This window comes from Bacillus sp. FSL L8-0193 (assembly GCF_037976065.1).
Classification (GTDB): Bacteria; Bacillota; Bacilli; order Bacillales; family Bacillaceae; genus Bacillus; species Bacillus paralicheniformis.
In genome coordinates, this window is record NZ_CP150261.1 from 1,196,964 (window position 1) to 1,217,428 (window position 20,465).

The 20,465-nt window shown below is 39.3% G+C and carries 17 protein-coding genes; 16 read left to right on the forward strand and 1 reads right to left on the reverse strand.

All coding sequences use genetic code 11. The features are described 5' to 3' along the window. Nucleotides 1-273 precede the first annotated feature (273 nt). The gene (locus MHH76_RS05965; RefSeq protein WP_020450834.1) at nucleotides 274-1,515 is read left to right on the forward strand and encodes an MFS transporter; all 1,242 of its coding nucleotides are present in this window, start codon (nucleotides 274-276) and stop codon (nucleotides 1,513-1,515) included. Between the two features lie 40 nt (nucleotides 1,516-1,555). Here MHH76_RS05965 and MHH76_RS05970 read toward each other — a convergent pair whose 3' ends face one another. After that, complete coding sequence (locus MHH76_RS05970; RefSeq protein WP_020450835.1) at nucleotides 1,556-3,169, reverse strand: PucR family transcriptional regulator; 1,614 nt, start codon at nucleotides 3,167-3,169, stop codon at nucleotides 1,556-1,558. A gap of 603 nt (nucleotides 3,170-3,772) precedes the next feature. Between MHH76_RS05970 and allB the strand changes: the two genes are divergently transcribed. The 15 genes from allB to MHH76_RS06045 all read left to right on the forward strand — a co-directional run bounded on the left by allB (nucleotide 3,773) and on the right by MHH76_RS06045 (nucleotide 20,465). Then, nucleotides 3,773-5,137, forward strand: a complete 1,365-nt coding sequence (gene allB / locus MHH76_RS05975; RefSeq protein ID WP_020450837.1) for an allantoinase AllB — start codon at nucleotides 3,773-3,775, stop codon at nucleotides 5,135-5,137. Nucleotides 5,138-5,735: 598 nt separating this feature from the next. Beyond that, nucleotides 5,736-6,965, forward strand: coding sequence for an allantoate deiminase (gene allC / locus MHH76_RS05980; RefSeq protein ID WP_020450840.1), 1,230 nt, complete (start codon nucleotides 5,736-5,738; stop codon nucleotides 6,963-6,965). 23 nt (nucleotides 6,966-6,988) lie between these two features. After that, complete coding sequence (gene allE, locus MHH76_RS05985) at nucleotides 6,989-7,777, forward strand: (S)-ureidoglycine aminohydrolase (protein ID WP_020450841.1); 789 nt, start codon at nucleotides 6,989-6,991, stop codon at nucleotides 7,775-7,777. A gap of 15 nt (nucleotides 7,778-7,792) precedes the next feature. Next, nucleotides 7,793-8,821: an ureidoglycolate dehydrogenase gene (allD, locus tag MHH76_RS05990; RefSeq protein ID WP_020450842.1), complete on the forward strand. Its 1,029-nt coding sequence runs from the start codon at nucleotides 7,793-7,795 to the stop codon at nucleotides 8,819-8,821. 27 nt (nucleotides 8,822-8,848) lie between these two features. Further along, a complete protein-coding gene (gene allD, locus MHH76_RS05995) occupies nucleotides 8,849-9,898 on the forward strand; it encodes an ureidoglycolate dehydrogenase (RefSeq protein ID WP_020450843.1) in 1,050 nt (349 codons plus the stop codon). A 17-nt stretch (nucleotides 9,899-9,915) separates the two neighbouring features. Next, nucleotides 9,916-11,673 (forward strand): acyl-CoA synthetase FdrA, encoded by a 1,758-nt coding sequence (locus tag MHH76_RS06000; RefSeq protein ID WP_020450844.1) that lies wholly within the window; start codon nucleotides 9,916-9,918, stop codon nucleotides 11,671-11,673. Next, nucleotides 11,673-12,938, forward strand: a complete 1,266-nt coding sequence (locus tag MHH76_RS06005) for a DUF1116 domain-containing protein (protein ID WP_020450845.1) — start codon at nucleotides 11,673-11,675, stop codon at nucleotides 12,936-12,938. Before MHH76_RS06000 ends, MHH76_RS06005 begins: the two co-directional genes overlap by 1 nt. Next, a complete protein-coding gene (locus MHH76_RS06010; RefSeq protein WP_020450846.1) occupies nucleotides 12,935-13,705 on the forward strand; it encodes a DUF2877 domain-containing protein in 771 nt (256 codons plus the stop codon). The genes MHH76_RS06005 and MHH76_RS06010 overlap by 4 nt, the downstream gene beginning before the upstream one ends. A gap of 5 nt (nucleotides 13,706-13,710) precedes the next feature. Beyond that, nucleotides 13,711-14,643 (forward strand): carbamate kinase, encoded by a 933-nt coding sequence (gene arcC / locus MHH76_RS06015; RefSeq protein WP_020450847.1) that lies wholly within the window; start codon nucleotides 13,711-13,713, stop codon nucleotides 14,641-14,643. 164 nt (nucleotides 14,644-14,807) lie between these two features. After that, nucleotides 14,808-16,061, forward strand: coding sequence for an MFS transporter (locus tag MHH76_RS06020; protein ID WP_020450848.1), 1,254 nt, complete (start codon nucleotides 14,808-14,810; stop codon nucleotides 16,059-16,061). A gap of 71 nt (nucleotides 16,062-16,132) precedes the next feature. Beyond that, nucleotides 16,133-16,429, forward strand: a complete 297-nt coding sequence (locus tag MHH76_RS06025) for a DUF2690 domain-containing protein (protein ID WP_229129168.1) — start codon at nucleotides 16,133-16,135, stop codon at nucleotides 16,427-16,429. A gap of 250 nt (nucleotides 16,430-16,679) precedes the next feature. After that, a complete protein-coding gene (locus MHH76_RS06030; RefSeq protein WP_025811723.1) occupies nucleotides 16,680-17,777 on the forward strand; it encodes a Rap family tetratricopeptide repeat protein in 1,098 nt (365 codons plus the stop codon). Then, on the forward strand, nucleotides 17,777-17,893 hold the full coding sequence (locus MHH76_RS06035) for a hypothetical protein (RefSeq protein ID WP_020450851.1): 117 nt from the start codon (nucleotides 17,777-17,779) through the stop codon (nucleotides 17,891-17,893). Before MHH76_RS06030 ends, MHH76_RS06035 begins: the two co-directional genes overlap by 1 nt. Before the next feature lie 166 nt (nucleotides 17,894-18,059). Continuing rightward, the gene (locus MHH76_RS06040; RefSeq protein ID WP_025811721.1) at nucleotides 18,060-19,097 is read left to right on the forward strand and encodes a LacI family DNA-binding transcriptional regulator; all 1,038 of its coding nucleotides are present in this window, start codon (nucleotides 18,060-18,062) and stop codon (nucleotides 19,095-19,097) included. Between the two features lie 114 nt (nucleotides 19,098-19,211). Further along, nucleotides 19,212-20,465, forward strand: a complete 1,254-nt coding sequence (locus MHH76_RS06045) for an extracellular solute-binding protein (protein ID WP_025811720.1) — start codon at nucleotides 19,212-19,214, stop codon at nucleotides 20,463-20,465.

Below are 20,465 nucleotides of genomic sequence, written 5' to 3' on the forward strand. Positions count from 1 at the left end.
TTCCTGTTTATTTGGGAAGTGCTTTTTTTAATAAATTGTAGGTTTGTTTAAAAAAAGAGCCATCTTTTTTACCTGATTGCTTTTATAGAAATGAGAGAGCTGGGAAAAATAGGACTAGCTTCTATCGATGAATCTTTCATTGATATTTTTAAGCAGATGCCTTTTGTCTAAAATGTATAATGTTACTTTTGTTTTTGTTGAAAGTGAACAATGTTATTGACTGGCTTATAACCTACAATTTAATTAAATAATAAAAAGGGAGCGTGTCATACCGTGGAAAAAACAAAGAAACATGACCCCGATTATTACAAAAAGATCATTATTGCATTGTGTTTAGGGTGGGTAGCTATTTGGATTTATCGTACAATCCTTACGCCAATATATCCACAGATTCAAGAATCATTAGGACATATTAGTGATACACAAATGGGGTTGGTTGCTTCTATTTATTTCTTTGCCTATACGGGTATGCAAATTCCGTCAGGAGCACTTGTCGATAAATTTGGACAGAAAAAGGTGTTAATTCCTGCATTTATCGTCTTTGCGCTGGCTGCATTTGTAATTGGCACAAGTTCAACTATCATGCAAGTATACATTGGTTCGTTATTGGCTGGTATTTCGACTGGTTCATATTACGGTGCAGCCTTTTCCTTATCAGCCAAACATACGCCAAAAGATAAAAAAAGCTTTTCCAATGCGATAATAAATAGCGGATCAGCATTAGGAATGGTAATTGGACTAATCGGATCATCGGTTTTAGTAGGCGGTTTTGAAATTCAATGGAATTATATGCTTTTTATAACAGCTATCGTTATCGTAGCTGTAACATTTGTGTTTGTGTTGTTTATTAAACAAGATAAAACATCAGACAAGGAAGTGGCTGAAGAGAAGAAAGACGCCGTACAAAGCACAGAGATTCTAAATGAAAGCTTATTTTCTCCAAGACAATTAGTTGTATATTTTGTGTATTTTGCAACATGCTATGGCTATTATATGATTGTCACTTGGCTGCCATCCTTCCTTGTAGCAGAAAAAGGATTTGCTCAAGGCTCAGTAGGATATGTAGCTGCACTAGTTGCAGTCACTGCAGTGCCTGGTGCTTTGATATTTACTAAATACATAGACAAACATGCACATTTGCGTCTGCGTTTAATTTTATTTCTATTAATTGCTGCGGCAATCACAATTAGTTTGACAGTATTTGCACCAAATCCTGCAGTGCTGTATATTGCATTAATTTTATATGGCTTATTAGGTAAACTTGCGATTGATCCAGTTTTAATAACCTATGTATCTGATTCCGTATCAGGAGATAGAGTGGCCAGAGCATTAACTCTCTTTAACTTCTTTGGAATGAGCTCATCTGTTATTGCACCAACACTTACTGGTTATATTGGTGATGTAACCGGCTCGCAAGTATTAGCATTCTATATTGCAACCATCCTTCTCGCAGCAGCAGCGTTGCTATTTTTCCTTGTGGTTATGTTAAGACAGAATAAAACAGTAGCTAACTAAATAAATAGAAAAGAAAACTTCCGGTGGTTCTACTTTTGATTTACAACGATATTTTCTCTGAAGCAAATAATGCTAATCGAATGCTCAGGGATGTATCAGGAGATTCTACAGATTGACCTAATATTTCTTCGCATTTTTTAATACGATATTTCACAGTATTACGGTGAATGAAAATATCCTCTGAGGTCTTTGTAAGATCACATTGGTTTGCCATATAGACATTTAACGTAAACCTTAGTTCTTTTTCCTTCGTTGTTTGGGGATAAGCTAATGGACCGAGTGTATAAATGATAAATGGTTTTAATTTATTCGTTGGAATGAGTTGTAATAATTCTTCTACGCTTTTAGATTTATAGGGCTCTACAAATTCTATTTCGCCTTGTTCATATTTATTATCATAAGCCTCATTCGCTTCGAAAAAAGACAGTGGTAATTGTGAAAGCTCGGAGACCTCATTACCAATGCCAAATGAAAGGGAGCTATTAAAAAATAGCTGATACTCTTTTTGGATATATCTGCAGTATTCCAAATAATAATGATGTCTTCTTTGTAAAAGTATCGTAAATCTGCGTTCACCCTGAGACATATATATACTAATGGAAGGGTCAATCCCAGTAAACTTATGCGTTAACCACTCAAAAGTCATCTGATATCGCTCATTTAAGTAGGCGCTATTTTCTACATTCTTTTCTTTGTCTATCCCGCAAATCATCACTTGGTAGAATTTAGAGGGTTGAATGTGATATTTTTTTAAAAGGTCGGTGTGTTGTGTTAGTGATACAAGGTTATCAGGATGTTCGGACATCAGAGATGTAAAAAAATGGTTCGTATCCTGCTGCTCTGCTTCTTTAATTTTGCTATTTTTGTAAATTGCGAGACTAAGTGTGTTAACTGCTTGTTCTATTGTTAATAAACTAAACGGATAGTTGAGCAAATTAACATTTGAAATCATTAGATAATACGGAAAATATTTAAATGCAGGAACCTTAAATATAGCATATTCTTCCTGGAAAACACCATTGTGATTTGGTTCGATTTGCTCTGAATTTAAATATCTTCGGAAATAATTGAGGTTTTTTTGAACATGTTCTGAGTGTTGATGAAAGTGATGACTCGCTGACTCAACTTGATGAAAAGAATTTAGCAGCATGACAGGAACCTTTATAAGTCTACTTAAACGTTCAATCATCATGTTCAGGCTTAACCCTTGCATAAGCATAGCATTTAACTCTTGTTGGATATCTAATGCGAAGTGTAATTTTTCTGTTTCTTCATCCAGGATAAATGACGATATATGATGAGTAATGGATCCTAAATTCCAACTTTCCGGAATTTCAATAATTGGGAATTTTAATTTGTTTGCAAATGCAATAACCTCATCATCTAATTTTTTTAAAAATCGGGATAGCTTGATACCTAGACCAGCAACTTGTATATCATTTAACTCACTAATAAGACTGATTAGTCCGGATTGATCATCCTGATAGCTCATTCCTGTTGTGACGATAAGTGAGTGCGGCGTTGTAAAATTTTTAATATCAGGCGTTTCTGTAATATCAACCATTTCTACCACTCGTTCCAAATCGCCCTGCTCATTTAGCAATGTTAAATCTGAAAATTGTAGTACAGATAATATTTCTTTTAATGTTGTCATAAAGGCTGCCTCCTTATCTTTGTTAGAAAAAGATAAAATAAAAATGAAATATGTCAGATGTTACAAGGATAACTTTTCAATCTGATCGTACACTGTTTTTGAAGGTAATTATACGTATAATCCTTTAGTTAAAAATATTAAAGGAGAATCATTAATGCTTGAACATGATTCTTCGTTTTTTGAAAAGTGTGATTATAACAAAGATATCATGCCGAAGATCACTTGAACAAAGAATTTCATCCTCATTTACTTTTTTTAACGTTGGGGGTGGGACTAGTGCATAATATTCCGGATTATATAGCTGTTGGTGATGTTTTACATCACCATTTCAAGCAACGATATCACTTGTCGGATAGCCTTATGACTTGTTGCGAACGGATACACAGGTTCAAAATATGGCGTCCCATTTTCATTGATAGTGGGGCGGGGCTGCCATTTATTATTCTTGATCATTAACTTTGCTATCGGTGAAACATTAAATAAGTGCTATCTTAAATCTAATGATTTGCATTTTTTGGTATTTTGGCTATCCGGGGAATTAATGCTGGCGGTTGCGAAAGGCAGTATTTTATATCCAACCATTAAAAGAGGAGGATGATTTTAATGAATTTTGATTCAATTATCAAAAATGGATTAGTCATTCTGGAAAATGGTGAACAAGAAGTCGAAGTAGGGATTAAAGATGGCAAAATCGCAGCAATCGGTCAGGATTTGGGTACAAGTGCAAAAATTATCGATGCAAAAGGATCGATTGTATCTCCGGGTATGGTTGATGCACATGTTCATATCACAGAGCCGGGCGGCGGCTATCGTGATGAATGGGAAGGCTATGACACAGGAACACGTGCCTCTGCAAAAGGCGGTGTCACAACGATCATCGAAATGCCATTAAATCAAGTGCCAGCAACGGTAGATGAGGAATCTATTCAAGAAAAATTTAAAGCTGGAAAAGGAAAATTATCTGTAGACGTTGCGAGTTACGGCGGTTTAGTACCATTTAACTTGGATGGGGGTATTCAAGAGTTAGATAACAATGGTGTTGTTGCATATAAATGTTTTTTAGCAACATGTGGTGACCGTTCTATAGAAGGAGATTTCATGAATGTGGACGACTATTCCCTCTACGAAGGTATGAAACAAATTGCGAAGACAGGCAAAATATTATCTGTACACGCTGAAAATGCTGCAATTACGGACAAGTTAGGGGAAATAGCATCTAAAAATGGTGAAACCTCATTACGTGCTTATGTAGATTCTCGACCCGTATTTACTGAAGTAGAACCGATTAGAAAAATAATTCTATTTGCGAAAGAAACGGGATGTCGTGTACACATCGTTCATATAGCTTGTGAAGAGGGCGTAGATGAAATTGTCAAAGCACAACAGGAAGGGGTCGATATTACATGCGAAACATGTACACACTATTTATATTTCTATAAAGAAGAACTGGATCATATCGGACCAGTTGTAAAATGTTCTCCGCCAATCCGTGAACAATCACGCTTAGAAGGCATGTGGAATCGGGTATTAAACGGAGATATTTCATTCGTAACATCAGACCATTCACCATGTACCCCAGACTTAAAAGCTACGGATAATGCATTTGAAGCTTGGGGGGGTATCGCAGGTGTACAAAATAATGTTGACGTATTATTTGATGAGGGTGTGCAAAAACGTAATATGTCATTATCCAAATTTGCAGACATTATTGCTACAAACCCTGCGAAACGTTTTAATCTATCATCAAAAGGCAGTATTGCAGTAGGGAAAGATGCGGATTTCGTATTTATTAAGAAAGATGCACCTTATGAATTAAAGGCTGAGGACTTAGCATATCGACACAAAATTAGTCCGTATATTGGCCGCAAAATTGGTGCTCAGGTAGTGAAAACAATCCTTCGCGGTGTCGAAATCTATGATAAAGAAAAAGGGATTTTAAATGAAAAAGTAGGAAGATTTATTCCTTAAGTGACGGACTAGCTATCCCGTCAGGAATTTGAGGCATAGGAAGGTGTGAAGGCGACCTGAGATTGTGTTACACTCGCAAATTCAGTGTGTCATCAGCATTTCTTATGGCAGCTAATACAGCTGAAGTGAGCATGGCAAAGTTGACTTCATCACAATCTTTCGCTATTACAGCAGCAGTTGTTAATCAATATGTATCCTGACTCTTGGCATATCATTTATGATGTAATGAAACAGATAAATGACCCTATAAATCAATGTTTTTTATTGATTTATAGGGTCATTTTTTTATTTGCACCTTATTTATTTGATTGGTAAAAGAGAAGTTTCGCTCTTTTGAAGCGAGCGATCTGCGATTTTCTTTAGGAGAAATTCAATGCAAATTTAATTTGTTATAAAGCGTATTTTTTTATGTAATCGAAAGCCAACAGTTTCTTTTTATATCTGGCATTAGCCCATTATTTAGATACCGTAAATTGATTAAAAGGTGTCTTTGTTAAAAGTGCATAAAATGTTTTTTCATTATTGTTGGTTATGTCAATGAATGGTTGTAAATAGGGTTCTATGATGAAAGTAAATAAAAGAGAGGGGGAGAAAAAGAATGGATATTCAATCAACCTTTGAAACGTTGGATAAGAAATTCACAAGATTTGGCGGTTTAGAAAAAGGGGGAATTACGCGGCTGTTATACTCTCCTGAATGGATTGATGCAGTTCGCGAACTGGAAGCAACATTCAAGGAAGAAGGTTTAGAAGTAAGCTTTGATGATGTTGGGAACTTATCTGGTCGTCTTGTTGGAAGTAAATATTCTGAAGAAACTATTTTAACAGGATCACATATCGACACAGTTGTTGAAGGCGGTCATCTAGATGGACAATTCGGTATCTTATCTGCACTGGTTGCTGTGAAATATTTAAAAGAAAAATATGGTCAACCATTACGAACAATAGAAGTATTATCGCTCGCAGAAGAAGAAGGAAGCCGATTTCCATATACATTTTGGGGAAGTAAAAACTTTTTTAACCTAGCCAAAAAAGAGGATGTTGACACAATAGAAGATGCTGAAGGAATTAAATTCGAAGATGCTATGCACGAATCGGGTTTTGATTACCGTAAAACAGATGATGTTCGTGACGATATTAAAGCATTTATTGAAGTACATATTGAACAAGGGAAAGTATTAGAGACGGAAAATAAAGCGATTGGTGTTGTAACTGGGATTGTCGGTCAAAAACGTTACTCAGTTAACTTGAAAGGTGAAGCAAACCATGCTGGCACAACACCGATGTCATTACGAAGAGATACAGTTGTTGCATATAGTGAGATTGTAACAGACTTAACGAAACGAGCTAGAGAAATTGGAGAGCCTCTTGTATTAACGTTTGGACATGTCACTCCTGTTCCAAACACGGTAAATGTCGTCCCTGGAGAAATTACCTTTTCGATAGACTGTCGTCATATTGATCAACAACTATTAAATGATTTTGCGAGAGAAATTGAAGATAAAGTTAAAGCGGTGGCAGAAGCAAACAGCATGGCTTATGACATTAATTTATGGATGGATGAAGCACCGTCATTGATGGATAAAGAAATCATTCAAATAATTGAACAAGCAGCTAAGGATAATGTGGGGGACAGCTATAAATTGATGCCATCTGGTGCAGGTCATGATGCACAAATTTTTGCGGATTTTGTCCCTACAGCAATGTTGTTTGTACCTTCTATTGGCGGAATCAGCCACAATACCAATGAAGAAACGAAGATAGAAGACCTTGTGAAGGGGATTGAAGTATTGAAAGATGTATTGTTTGAACTAGCTTATAAGGAATAATAATGAAAAGGAGCCAGATACTCATGAGTTACTTAAATCATAATCAAGGATACAGAGAAGGTTTATTAGAAACACGTTCAGTAATAAAAAAGGATAATTATGCGGTAATTACACCCGATGGCTTGGTTAATAATGTTGTACCTGGCTTTGAAGATTGTGATGTAACCATTTTAGGATCCCCGCGTTTAGGTGCAAGGTTTGTAGATTATTTGGTAACAGTTAAAAACAAGGGCGGAAACAAAACCGGTTTTGCCGGTGATGGTATCCAATCATTTGTGTACGTTGAATATGGTAAAATCAACGCTTTTGCGGATGGTAAAAAATACGAATTGGCAAAAGGCGGATTCTTATATGTACCTCCACACTTACAATTGACGTTTGATAATCATAATAATGGTGAGGACAGCCGTTTGTTTTTATACAAAAAGCGTTATCAGCCGCTTAAAGGACATACGCCAGAAATTGTTACAGGTAATGTGAATAACATCAAACAAGAACCCTATGAAGGGATGAAAGAAGTATTAATTCAAGATTTACTGCCAAAAGAAATCGCATATGACATGAACATTCATATTCTTTCATTTAAGCCGGGTGCTTCGCATGGTTACATTGAAACGCACGTTCAAGAACATGGTGCTTATATATTAAGTGGACGAGGTGTTTACAACTTAGACAACGAGTGGATGCCAGTTGACAAAGGTGACTATATTTTTATGGGAGCTTATACGCCGCAAGCAACCTATGCAATTGGTTTAGATGAACCATTCTCGTATATTTATTCAAAGGATGCGAATAGAGATATTAATCTATAAAGAGGGGCAATTTTAATGAGTGAACCATTAGTGTATGTAGAAAGTAATCGTCTCCGGCAGCTAATGAAAGATAAATTAGTGAAAGCAGGCTTACCTGAAGAACATGCGGATAAAACAGCTGACTTACTCATCTTTGCAGATGAACGAGGTGTTCACTCACATGGTGCAGTGAGAATGCAATACTACTCCGAACGTACATTAAAGGGTGGATATAACCTGAACCCCGACTTAAGCTTCGTAAAAACGGGTCCAGCATCAGGGATTTACCATGGAGATAATGCGTTAGGACATTATGTGAGTTATCAAGCAATGAAAAAGGCAATCGAATTAGCAAAAACATCAGGTATCGGTGTTGTCGGTGTAAAAGAAATGGGACACAGTGGTGCGATTGGTTATTATGCACGTCAAGCAGCATTAGAAGGTATGGTGGCATTAACAGTATGTCAATCTGATCCCATGGTTGTGCCATTTGGCGGTACCGAACCGTACTTTGGCACCAACCCAATTGCTTTTAGTGCGCCTCGAAAAGATGGCAGTCCAATACTGTTTGATATGGCAACAACGGTACAAGCCTGGGGGAAAATCTTAGATGCAAGAAGTAAAAACAAATCTATTCCAGACTCATGGGCAGTTGATAAAAATGGAGCACCAACAACAGACCCGTTTAAGGTAAATGCATTATTACCAATGGCTGGGCCTAAAGGATACGGGTTAATGATGATGGTGGATATTTTATCGGGGAGTTTACTCGGCTTGCCATTTGGCAAGCATGTCACTTCCATGTATAAAGATTTATCAGAGTACCGTCGCTTAGGGCAGCTTCATCTCGTGATCAATCCTGAATACTTTGGCGGGAAGGAGCAATTCCTGGAAAAAATATCTCAAATGGTTGAAGAATTACATGATAACCCGCCTGCTGAAGGATTTGACAAAGTGTATTATCCCGGTGAAATTCAAATAGATGTGATGAAACAGTATAAAAAAACAGGTATCCCAGTTACAAAGGAAATTTTAGATTATTTAGAGTCAGACAACATTTACTAATTATGTAATGGAAGGGGGGAGGATCAGATGCGAGTATCTAAGCAGGAGCTGTTTCATTTAATCAAACAGAAGCTAATCAAAGCTGGATTAAATGAAGGAGCCGCACACGATGTTTCAGATGTATTGACATTCGCCGATCATAGAGGGATCCATTCCCATGGAGCAGTACGTGTGGAATACTATGCCGAACGAATCGCAAAAGGCGGTATTACAGCAAACCCAAACTACACATTTGAACAAACAGGACCTGCATCCGCTGTCTTTAGCGGAGATAATGGTCCAGGTCACCAAGCAGCAAAACAAGCGATGGAAAAAGCAATCGAAATGGCAAAAAATTCAGGTGTGGCTGTTGTAGGCATGAAGAATATTTCGCATAGTGGTGCATTGGGTTACTTTGTTGAAATGGCAGCAGAACAGGACATGGTTGCTTTAAGTATGTGCCAATCAGATCCAATGGTCGTACCGTTTGGAGGAACAGAACCATACTTTGGCACCAATCCGATTGCTTATAGTGTACCATCGGCTGATGAACGCATAATCACATTTGATATGGCGACAACTGTTCAGGCATGGGGAAAAGTATTGGATGCCAGAAGTAAAAATGAATCGATCCCGGAAACATGGGCAGTAGATGCAGCCGGTGCACCAACAACGAATGCAAGAGATGTTCATGCACTTGTGCCAATTGCTGGTCCAAAAGGTTATGGATTGATGATGATGGTGGATATTTTATCGGGCAGTCTTCTTGGAGTACCTCATGGCGTACATGTATCCTCCATGTATCAAGATCTGACAAAAGGCCGCGATTTAGGGCAAATTCATATTGTTATCAATCCCGCATACTTCACAGATTTAACTGCTTTTAAACAACAGATTTCGACGATGCTCGATGAATTAAAAGCACAACCGGCAGCTGAAGGCTATGGAGAAATTTATTATCCGGGTGAGCGCGGTAAATTAAGAAGTGCCAAATATGATAAAGAAGGAATTGAAATTGTAGACGATATTTATAACTACCTCGTTTCAGGCGATGTTCATTACAATCGCTATCATGGAAAGAATAGATTTGCAGAATAACAAAATGGAGGATCATTATGTTATACACAATTATAAAAGAAAACACCTATCAAGATTCTATCGTGTTAATGCTTTTATCAAACAAGTTATCTGCAATAGATGGTGTAAACAAAGTATCGATCATGATGGGAACACCAGCTAACAAAGATATTTTTAAATCTTCGGGTTTAGGCACAGATGAATTGGAAAAAGCAAATCCAAATGACATTGTTATCGTTATAGATACAAATCAAGAAGAAAAAGTAGCGGCAGTGAAAGAAGAAGTAGAAGCAGCTTTAAAAGGTGATGCCGCTTCACAAGACGCATCTAAAGGCCAAGAAGCACATAACTGGAAGCGCGCAATGGAGCTTGCGAACAACCCTAATTTGGCATTGATCTCCATTCCTGGTCAGTATGCAGCAATGGAAGCGGAAAATGCATTGAATGAAGGGTTACATGTATTTGTATTCAGCGACAATGTATCTAAAGAAGATGAGGTTAAGTTGAAACAAAAGGCGCATGAAAAAGGATTATTAGTAATGGGACCAGACTGCGGGACCGGAATTATCCATGGCGTGCCACTTGCATTTACAAATATCGTGAATGAAGGAGATATTGGCGTTGTGGGTGCATCAGGTACAGGAATTCAGGAAGTGACAAGCATCATTGACCGTTATGGTAAAGGTGTAACAAACGCAATTGGTACAGGTGGTCGGGATTTATCGACAGAGGTTGGTGCTATCACGGTTTTAGATAGTATCAAAGCATTGAACCAAGATCCAAAAGTAAAAGTGATTACAGTAATTTCTAAACCGCCTGCAGAGGAAGTGCAGCAAAAAGTATTAAACGTATTAAGAAATATTGAAAAACCGGTTGTTACGTTATTTTTAGGAGATCAACCAACTTATCAGGAAGAAAATATTTATCATGCGTATACACTTGAAGAAGCAGCGGTTGTATCTGTTCAATTATCCAATGGTGACAAACCGAATTTTAAACCGACATTGGCTGAAGATGTAAATGTGTCGTTAAAAGATTCACAAGTTGGTATTAAAGGTTATTACTCAGGTGGTACTTTGGCATCTGAAGCAGCTATGTTATTGAAAGAGGCATTTAAAGAGGAAGTACTTGAAGAGAAGAAAGAAGCCTATATCCTAAAAACAAAACATCATGAAATTATTGACTTAGGCGATGATATTTATACCCAAGGGAAGCCGCACCCGATGATTGATCCTGAAAAGCGTATCGAAATGCTTGAAACATCGGGAAACGATCCTGAAACAGCAGTCATCATGATTGATAACGTTATTGGCTATGGCAGTCATGATGATATGGCAAGTGAATTAGCACCAGCCATTAAACGTATGTTAGCCAATGCACATCAGGGAGGCCGCGAACTTGCAGTTCTTGTAACAGTTGTAGGTACAACTAAAGATCCTCAAGGTTATGAAAAGCAAATTGAAACCTTAAAAGAAAGTGGTGCAATCATTTGTGAGACAAACGACCAAATGGTTCGTACCGCGATTAAACTGGCACGAGGAAAAGTGGAACAGCCAGTCCTTGATATACAAAAATTTGAACATACCCAAGAAGACTTAACAGTAGACGAAAAAATTGTGTCCTTAATTAATAAGAAGCCAAGTGTCATCAATATTGGGCTGAAAAGTTTTACAGCAGCTGTTCAGAACAGCGGATCAGAGTGTGTTCAATTTAACTGGCGGCCAATTGCTGGCGGTGATGAAAAGTTAATGAAAGTACTTCAATTTCTAAACTACTATGAAGGAGAGACAATCTAATGGGGTACAAAACAATAAATGAAGCGAACGAAGCTGTTATCCAGAAGATCATAGCAGCTGAACCATTCTTAACGGATGTTGTACCTGCCAAGTCTGTGATTCCTGAATTGGAAGATTACGTGTTATTACATGCCGGGCCTCCAATTAAATATGAAAATATGACAGATCCTATGCAAGGCTCTTGTGTTGGAGCGATTCTTTTTGAAGGATGGGCAGAAGATGAAGAGGGAGCGCGTGAACTGCTTGAAAACAATAAGATTACATTTATTCCATGTCATCATGTGAATGCAGTTGGACCAATGGGAGGCATTACATCACCTAATATGCCGGTTCTTGTTGTGGTGAACAAAGAGAGCGGCAACGAGGCGTACTGTCAAATGAACGAAGGCATCGGTGCAGTATTACGCTTCGGTGCTTATCATGAGCAGGTAATCAATCGCCTGCACTGGATGAAAGATGTGTTGGGTCCGGTGTTAAGTAAGGCATTAAGAAAAATTGATGGAGGCTTAAATGTTAATGTATTGATGGCTAAAGCTATAGCAATGGGGGATGAATTTCACCAGCGCAATATTGCAGCGTCATTGGTGTTTTTAAAAGAAGTTGCTCCAATAATTGCAGCATTAGATGTTGTTGAAAACGAACAAAGAACAGAAGTGATCCAATTTTTAGCTGATACAGACCAATTTTTCTTAAACATTGCCATGGCGACAGGAAAAGCAATGATGGATGCAGCGCGTACAATCAAACATGGTACAGTCGTTACCGCAATGTGCCGAAACGGTGAAAACTTTGGCATCCGTATTGCAGGTATGGGAGATGAGTGGTTTACAGCACCTGTTCATACACCACAAGGGTTATATTTTACCGGCTACTCAGCGGAAGATGCAAACACAGATATCGGAGATTCAGCGATTACAGAAACAATCGGTGTTGGCGGTGTAGCAATGATTGCTGCCCCTGCAGTAACACGTTTTGTTGGAACAGGCGGATTTAATGATGCGCTTGAAACAAGCAATCAAATGGCTGAGATCTGTGTTGGAGAAAATCCGAACTTTGTGATTCCGACGTGGGACTTCAAAGGTGCGTGTTTAGGTATTGATGCACGTAAAGTTGTTGAAACAGGCATCACGCCGGTAATCAACACAGGCATTGCACATAAAATTGCCGGATATGGGCAAATTGGTGCTGGTACAGTTCATCCTCCAATCGAATGTTTTGAGAAAGCAATCACAGCATATGCTGAAAAACTGGGTTTTCAAGGATGATTTTACAGGCAAGTGCGATTGGTTCAATCGCACTTCAGCTATTAATTGAGGGAAAAACATTTACTGTGCACAGCATTTTTGAAAAAGGTATAAATATTGTTGATCAGAATGATGAATTGATATTTATCGGCACAAATGAAAATGGGACCTTTCCATTTGGAATTTTGCTTGGTTCACAAACGAAGCAAACATTAAAAGCAGGTCTTGAGGTGGGAGATTCATTACACGTTCGCAATAACCATCTTTCCCATAACTGCTTTAAACTCAATTTTAATGCCAAAATACTTCCGTTATATACGGATTTTAAACATGCAAACATCAATAAATTAAAAGAAAACATGCAACAGATTTCATTTAAATCGTATGAATCTACTGATTTTGAATCAGTTCATGTGTCGGACTTGATAAATAAATTACACGATCCAACTGAAAATTTAGAAGAGGAGTTTCGTTACTTTATCGGACGAGGCCAAGGTTTAACCCCAACAGGTGACGATATACTGGTCGGTATATTATATGGACATTTCATCAACTCTTTTATCGCACAAAACCACCTCGAAACATTGGGGAATCTCATTAGAAAACCCTTAACAACCCTTGTTAGCACGCGCTTTTTAACTTGTGCTTTAGAAGGTTTATTTAGTTCGAAAATTACAAGATTACAACATGATCCATCTTTGAAAAGTATGAAAAGCCTTATAAAAGTAGGTTCTTCTTCTGGGATGGATACTTTATACGGAATTTATATGGCTTTAACAAAGGAGTGAAAGAAATGGGGAAAAGAGTAGTACTGGCACTAGGAGGTAATGCAATTTTACAGCCAAAACAAGAAGCAACTTATGCCAATCAACTCAAAAATGTAATCTCTGCAACACGTCATATGATTGAAATCAAAGAAGCAGGACATAAAATTGTGATTACACATGGCAATGGTCCGCAAGTGGGGAATATTATTGCTCAAAACGAAGCTGCCAAAAATGTCGTTGAACCACTGCCAATCTATGCTTGTAATGCAGAATCACAGGGATTCATTGGTTATATGCTGGAAAAAGCTTTGAAAAACCATATGAAAGAACGGGGCATTGCTGCGAATGTAGCTACATTTCTAACCATGGTCGAAGTGGACAAGGATGACAAAGCATTTGAAAAACCAACGAAACCAATAGGAGTATTTTATTCAGAGGAAGAGGCGAAGCAATTAGAAGAGAAAGGGTTTACGATGTCAGAAGATGCAGGGCGAGGCTACAGACGAGTTGTGCCTTCCCCGGAACCGAAAGTGATCCATGGAATAGAAGAGATTCGGCGTTTAATTGATGAAACGATTGTTATCTCCTCTGGCGGCGGCGGTATACCTGTATATCGTGATGAGAGCGGTCTATTACACGGTCTTGAAGCAGTTATAGACAAAGATCGTTCAGGATTAAAGCTTGCACAACAAGTAAATGCTGACGTTTTCATGATGTTGACAGACGTACCAAATGTATTTATCAATTTTGGCAAAGAAAATGAGCAAAAACTAAGCCGAATTACTGTAGAAGAAGCTGAACAATATGTGGCAGAAGGGCAATTTCCTGCTGGCAGTATGCTGCCAAAGATCCAAGCGGCTATAGAATTTGCAAAGTCAGGTAAAGAGGCAATGATTTGTTCATTGGATCAAGCGGTAGCTGCGCTAGATGGAAAAGCGGGGACACGCATAACAAAATAAGACAATCCGTGTTGTTCATAAGGAGGATAAAAAGCCAAAATTCCTCCTTTTTTCAGATATGACCACAGACAGATTTCGAAAAGATACAATCTATGAAGTCTAAATCGAAAGTCAAAGGAAGAGTAGAAAATAAGGATCATTTAAAAGTTGAAGGAGGAAGTTTGATGACAAAAGAGACGGGATCAGTTGAAGGTAAAGGAAAACAACCACTGATTCCCTATTGGGTTAAAGTTATTATCGTATTTTTCTTCGGTTGGGTAGCTCTTTATGCAACGCGAACAATATTAAACCCGATTATGGGGAATATTGAATCAGCGTTTTCATTAAGCAAGGCACAACTTGGCTTAATTATGAGTATATTTTTCATCGGTTATGCAGGTATGAACGTTCCTGCAGGAATATTAGGAGATAAAATTGGAAAAAAACGAGTGTTGGTTCCAGGTGTTATTCTATTTGGATCGCTAGCAGCAGTTGCAGGAATGATGCCTACATTTTTTCTATTTATCTCTGCATGGCTTATGGTTGGTATGGCTCAGGGGGTATATTATGGGCCGCAATATGGAATATCATCCGAAATGATCCCGAAGAACCGTTTAACATTAGGTAGTGCTGTAATTAATGCAGGGATGGCTTTCGGTACTTCAATTGGCTATTATATCTCCAGTTATGTTGTAGGAGAATGGGGATTCGGATGGAGAATTCCATTTTTTATCATCGGAGTGCCGGTTGTACTTATTGGTATTGCAATGGCAATTGTAATTAAAGACAAGCCCAAAAATGATAAAGAGGTTAAAGGCACCGCTGAACCGTTTAAGTTTTCATCTTTATTTAATAGAAACTTAATTTTGGCTTATATTATTATTTTCTGCTCTATTTACGGATTCTTTATGATTATTACTTGGTTGCCATACTATTTAGAAACAGCACGCGGTTTAACCGGAGGAAATATCGCCTTTGTTGCATCACTTGTTCCATGGGCCGCGATTCCAGGTTCATTATTTTTTAGTTGGCTGTCAGATAAGCTAGGCCGGCGTAAACCAGTATTGCTCATGATGTTACCGTTTGGTATTTTATCAACAGCTGCAATTGTTTACTTTGATAGCTTACCAATTCTGTATATGACACTAATTGTGTATGGAATTGTAGGGAAAATTAGCGTTAATCCCGTTTTAATTGCGGTTGTAGCTAATAATGCACCAAAGCAATCATTAAGTACAGCATTTGGATTCTACAACTTTGTTGGAATGTTAGGTTCCATTTTAGCTCCGTATATTACGGGCTGGCTTACAGACGCTACAGGAAGTATGAATATAGGATTTTATTTTGCAGCAGCTCTGTTAGTCATCGCATTGATTGCAACATATTTAATAGATGAAAGTAATTTGCCCTCTGTTGATAAAGCAGCTAAAGATCATTAGTCAGTAAAAGCTTATGACTTTTTCACTGTAATTGTGATTCAAGCAGCATAACAAAGGCGACAGCCAGACTGATAGATGCAAATAATAAACAATTCGGGATCGCGGTATTAAAATTCGGCTGCTTCTGCAAAACAGCATGGGCTAAAATGACGCGACAAAGCAGCGCGCTCAGGCTTGGAGGCAAATGCATATGTGAAAAGAAACAAGACGGGAAAGAACTGAGCGGCAGCTCAGCTGGAGGAAACGGAAAAGTGCTCCCGGGTCAGACATCCTGTTATACACCGATGGTTTATGTTCTCGATCCGCGTTCTTCATATGCGATGAGGAAATATTATCATTCATCAAGCGAAACCCTCGCTTATGCCTAGATAAGTTCGTATTTATATTAAAGCAATGAAAGCACCCTTTCAGCAAGGGTGCTTTTTGCTGTCTTATCAGTCCCGGTTTCTCATTTCTTGAAGAGTCATTTGACCTAATGAAGGGGCAGAAATAGCGGGGGATTCAAAAAAACTGTGTAAAATGAACTATTACTATTAATTTATATAAGGGGAAAAATATAGTATGATAAGAAATGAATAAAATATAAAAAAATTGAATATCGGCAGAAAGGAGCTCCATATGAACAAAATCGCCGCGGAAGAAGTCGCCAACATGCTCAATACATGGTACCGCGCCATTAGAAGAAGCGATGCTGAACAGTCGATCAGGCTGTTTGAACAAATCAAACCGCTGCTGGCAGACATGGAGGAAGATCAGGAAGTTTTGATCTACTATTCCCTGCTGGAACTGCGGCATAAAATTATGCTCTACGATTCGAGAGGCAAAAAGATAGAGCAGCACGACGTATCGGCCGGCGACAGTGCTGCATCACATATGACATCCTATTACTACTACCTGTTTTCAGGAGCTTATGAAGTGTATAAAAAAAATTATGAGCAGGCAATCAGCTTCTATAAAATTGCCGAGAAGAAGCTTGCTCATGTACATGATGAAATTGAAGTTGCCCAATTTCACGATAAAGTCGGAAAGCTCTACTATTACTTGGGCCAGAATATCGTCTCTTTAAACCATACCCGGCAGGCGATGGAAATTTTCAAAGGACATGGCGACCATGACATGAACCTTGTCTCAACTTATATTACAATGGCCGGAAATTATACCGAGATGGGGAAATATACAGAGGCGGAAGAATATTTAACAGAAGCAATCCATACTGTCAGAAAAGCCGGCGACCATTTTAAAGAAATGCAGCTCCTTCATAATTTTGCCTTGCTTTATGCGGCGATGGACAAATCGGACAAGAGCATTCAATTTTTGGACATCGTTTTGAATGATCATGCATATGCTGCATCGGATTATTATTTCAATGTCGTGTTTTTAATGATCAAAGAGCTGTTTAAAACCGGAGACTATGAACGCGCCGCAGCCTTTTACAAAGAAGGGAAGGAAAGGTCGCAATCTGCGGCGAATGAAATATTTGACGCTAAAATCGATCTTTTATATGCGGCTTATGCTGGATGTGGTGAACAGGCGGTTAAAGACTGCAAAGACAACATAGAAATCCTCTTTCAAGCAAAGCAATACGACAGTGCCAGAGAACTTTCTCTCTTAACGGCCAATGTTTACAGATCAAAGTCTCTTTATAAAGAGGCCGCACATTTCTTTTTGGAAGCGATTAAAGCGGAAGAAAAAATGAAAAAAGTGGAGGGAATGTGATGAAAAAACTGTTCATTGTTGCTGCGATTGCTGCCGTCGTATGTTCGGGATGGTTTGCGGCAGAAACTCATTCGCCATCCGGCGACATGCAGATTGCTGAAAAGATGGTTGGTTAAAACGAATACCCGGAACAAATATTGAACAACCGCTCCTGAGCTAAGGGGCGGGTTTTTTTGTAGAGAAATCTAATTTTTTAAAATATTGAAAACGTTTACTTCATTTGTTAAGATGTCTTTAGTAAAGTTTAGTGAATATGGATCTTAAAGACAGGGCGGGATGAAAATGGCGACGATTAAAGAAATTGCGCTTCAGGCTAAAGTATCAAGCACAACGGTTTCAAGGGTTTTGAACCATGATCAGTCATTAGCGGTGGCCCCTGAAACAAGGCAGCGGATTTTGGATATTGCAGACCGGCTCGGCTATAAAAACACGCGCAGACGCCGCGACGTATATGTCTCAGAAAGCGGGGAAAGCCCGCGAATCGGCATTGTTGTCTGCCAATCACAGGAAGAAGAGCTGAACGATCCATACTTTTATTCCATCAGGCAGGGAATTGAAAGCGAGTGTTTTGATAGAGGAGCGTTTATTACGAAGTTTATTCAGCTGAGCAGCATCCGCTCAAATCAGCTTGCAGGCGATGTCAACGGCTTAATCGTCATCGGAAGGATCGATTTTGCCGGCTTGCAGCAGTGCATGGGGGCGCTCAACAACGTCGTGTACATCAACCATACAGACAATGAAGAATTGCGCGACTCGGTTGTCGTCGATTTTGAGAAGGCGACGGGGAGGGCGCTGAACCATTTGAAATCGCTCGGCTATACAAGGCTCGGTTATATCGGCGGAAGAGAAAAAGAGCACTTTCGAATCAGCGATCAGGAGACAAACGTCATTGAAATTGAAGACAAACGGCTGACTGCGTTTCTGGAGACGGCCGGTTCGGAAAACGCGAAGCATATTTATGTCGGCGAGTATTCGATGCAGCAAGGCTATGAGCTGATGAAAAAAGCGATTCTTGAGAAAAACGTTCCCGAAGCTTTTTTTATCGCCAGCGATTCGATGGCCATCGGCGCGCTCCGGGCTCTTCGAGAATCGGGACTCAAGGTTCCCGAAGATGTTGCCATCGTCAGCTTCAACGGCATTGAAGCGTCCGAATTTGCTAATCCGCCATTGACTACCGTAAAGGTTCATACAGAAGAGATGGGCCGGACGGGTGTGAAACTGCTGCTCGACAGAATGAAAGGACGGGAACTCCCGCTGAAAGTGACCGTACCTTCAGAACTGATGATTCGGGAAAGCTGCGGATTCAGCAAGCGGGGCTAATGGTAAGGATCAGGCGCTTTTCAAGGAGGTGAGGCAAATAGGTTTACTAAATGACAGTAAATAATGAAAGTGCATTTTACCCACCGTCAAAATTTCATAATTGGAGTGAAATTGATGAAAAAAATCATTTTCTCTTTTATTCTCCTGATCATTTTGCCTGCACTAGCAGCGGGCTGCTCGGGAAAGAATGCCGGAAAGAACGGAGACGTCACACTCACAATGTTTTCGACAATGACAAAAGACAGTGAAAAACAGACGCTCAGAAGCATCGCAGATGATTTTGAAAAAGAAAATGAAGGCATCAAAATCGATATCAGCTTTCCCGGACCGGACTATGAAAATATGCTGCGTGTCAAAATGGCGGCAAATGACATGCCTGACTTGTTCGATACGCACGGCTGGGCGAAGATCCGCTACGGGGAATACACCGCAGATTTAAAAGACATGGAATGGGTGAAGCATCTCGACCCAAACCTCGATCCGATTTTGAAGGATGAAAAAGGCAAAGTATATGCCTATCCTTTCAATCAGGCAAAAGACGGGATCGTCTATAATGCCGGTTTGTTGCAGAAATACGGTCTCAAGCCTCCGCACACGTTGAACGAACTGATGCACGCGCTGGAAACGATCAAAGAAAAAAGCAATGGGAATGTCATTCCTTTTTGGTTCGCAGGTTCAGATAAAGGCGCTTTAGCTCAGTTTTATGATCAGTTTGCCACCCCGCTTCTCATTACAGATGATCGCCGCAATGAAAAAAAAGCTTTGGAAAACGGCACATTCGACTGGTCCGGCTACACACTTCTCGCAGAAATCTTTAAAGAAATGCAGGAAAAGGAATTGATCAATAAAGATATCCTAACGGCAAAACCGTCGCAATTGGTCGAATTAATGGCACAAGGAAAAATCGGCTTTACTCTCTCGGTCACATCGATCGGCCCTGATACGAGAGAAGTCAATCCTGATATCCAGTTAGGCGTGATGCCGACGCCAGCCGTTTATGAAGGCGACAAACCGAGCTGGATTGGAGGAGAGCGCCATACCGTTGCTGTCTGGAAAGACTCTGAACACCTCGAAGAAGCAAAGCGGTTTATTGAATTCGCCGCACAGCCCAAATATGCGAAAAAGATCGCCGAAGCCACCTCATTTCCTCAAGCGTTAACCAACACAGAAGCCGAAAACTACTATTCTAAGTTTTATGATCAATATAAAGAAATCGAAATCGAACCGTACTTTGACCGTGTCTACCTCCCGAGCGGAATGTGGGACGTCATGGGGACGACGGGACAGGAACTTTTGGCCGGTACGTTAACGCCGAAGCAGGTATCGGAAAAAATGAAACAGGAGTACAGCAGACTGCAAGATCAATAG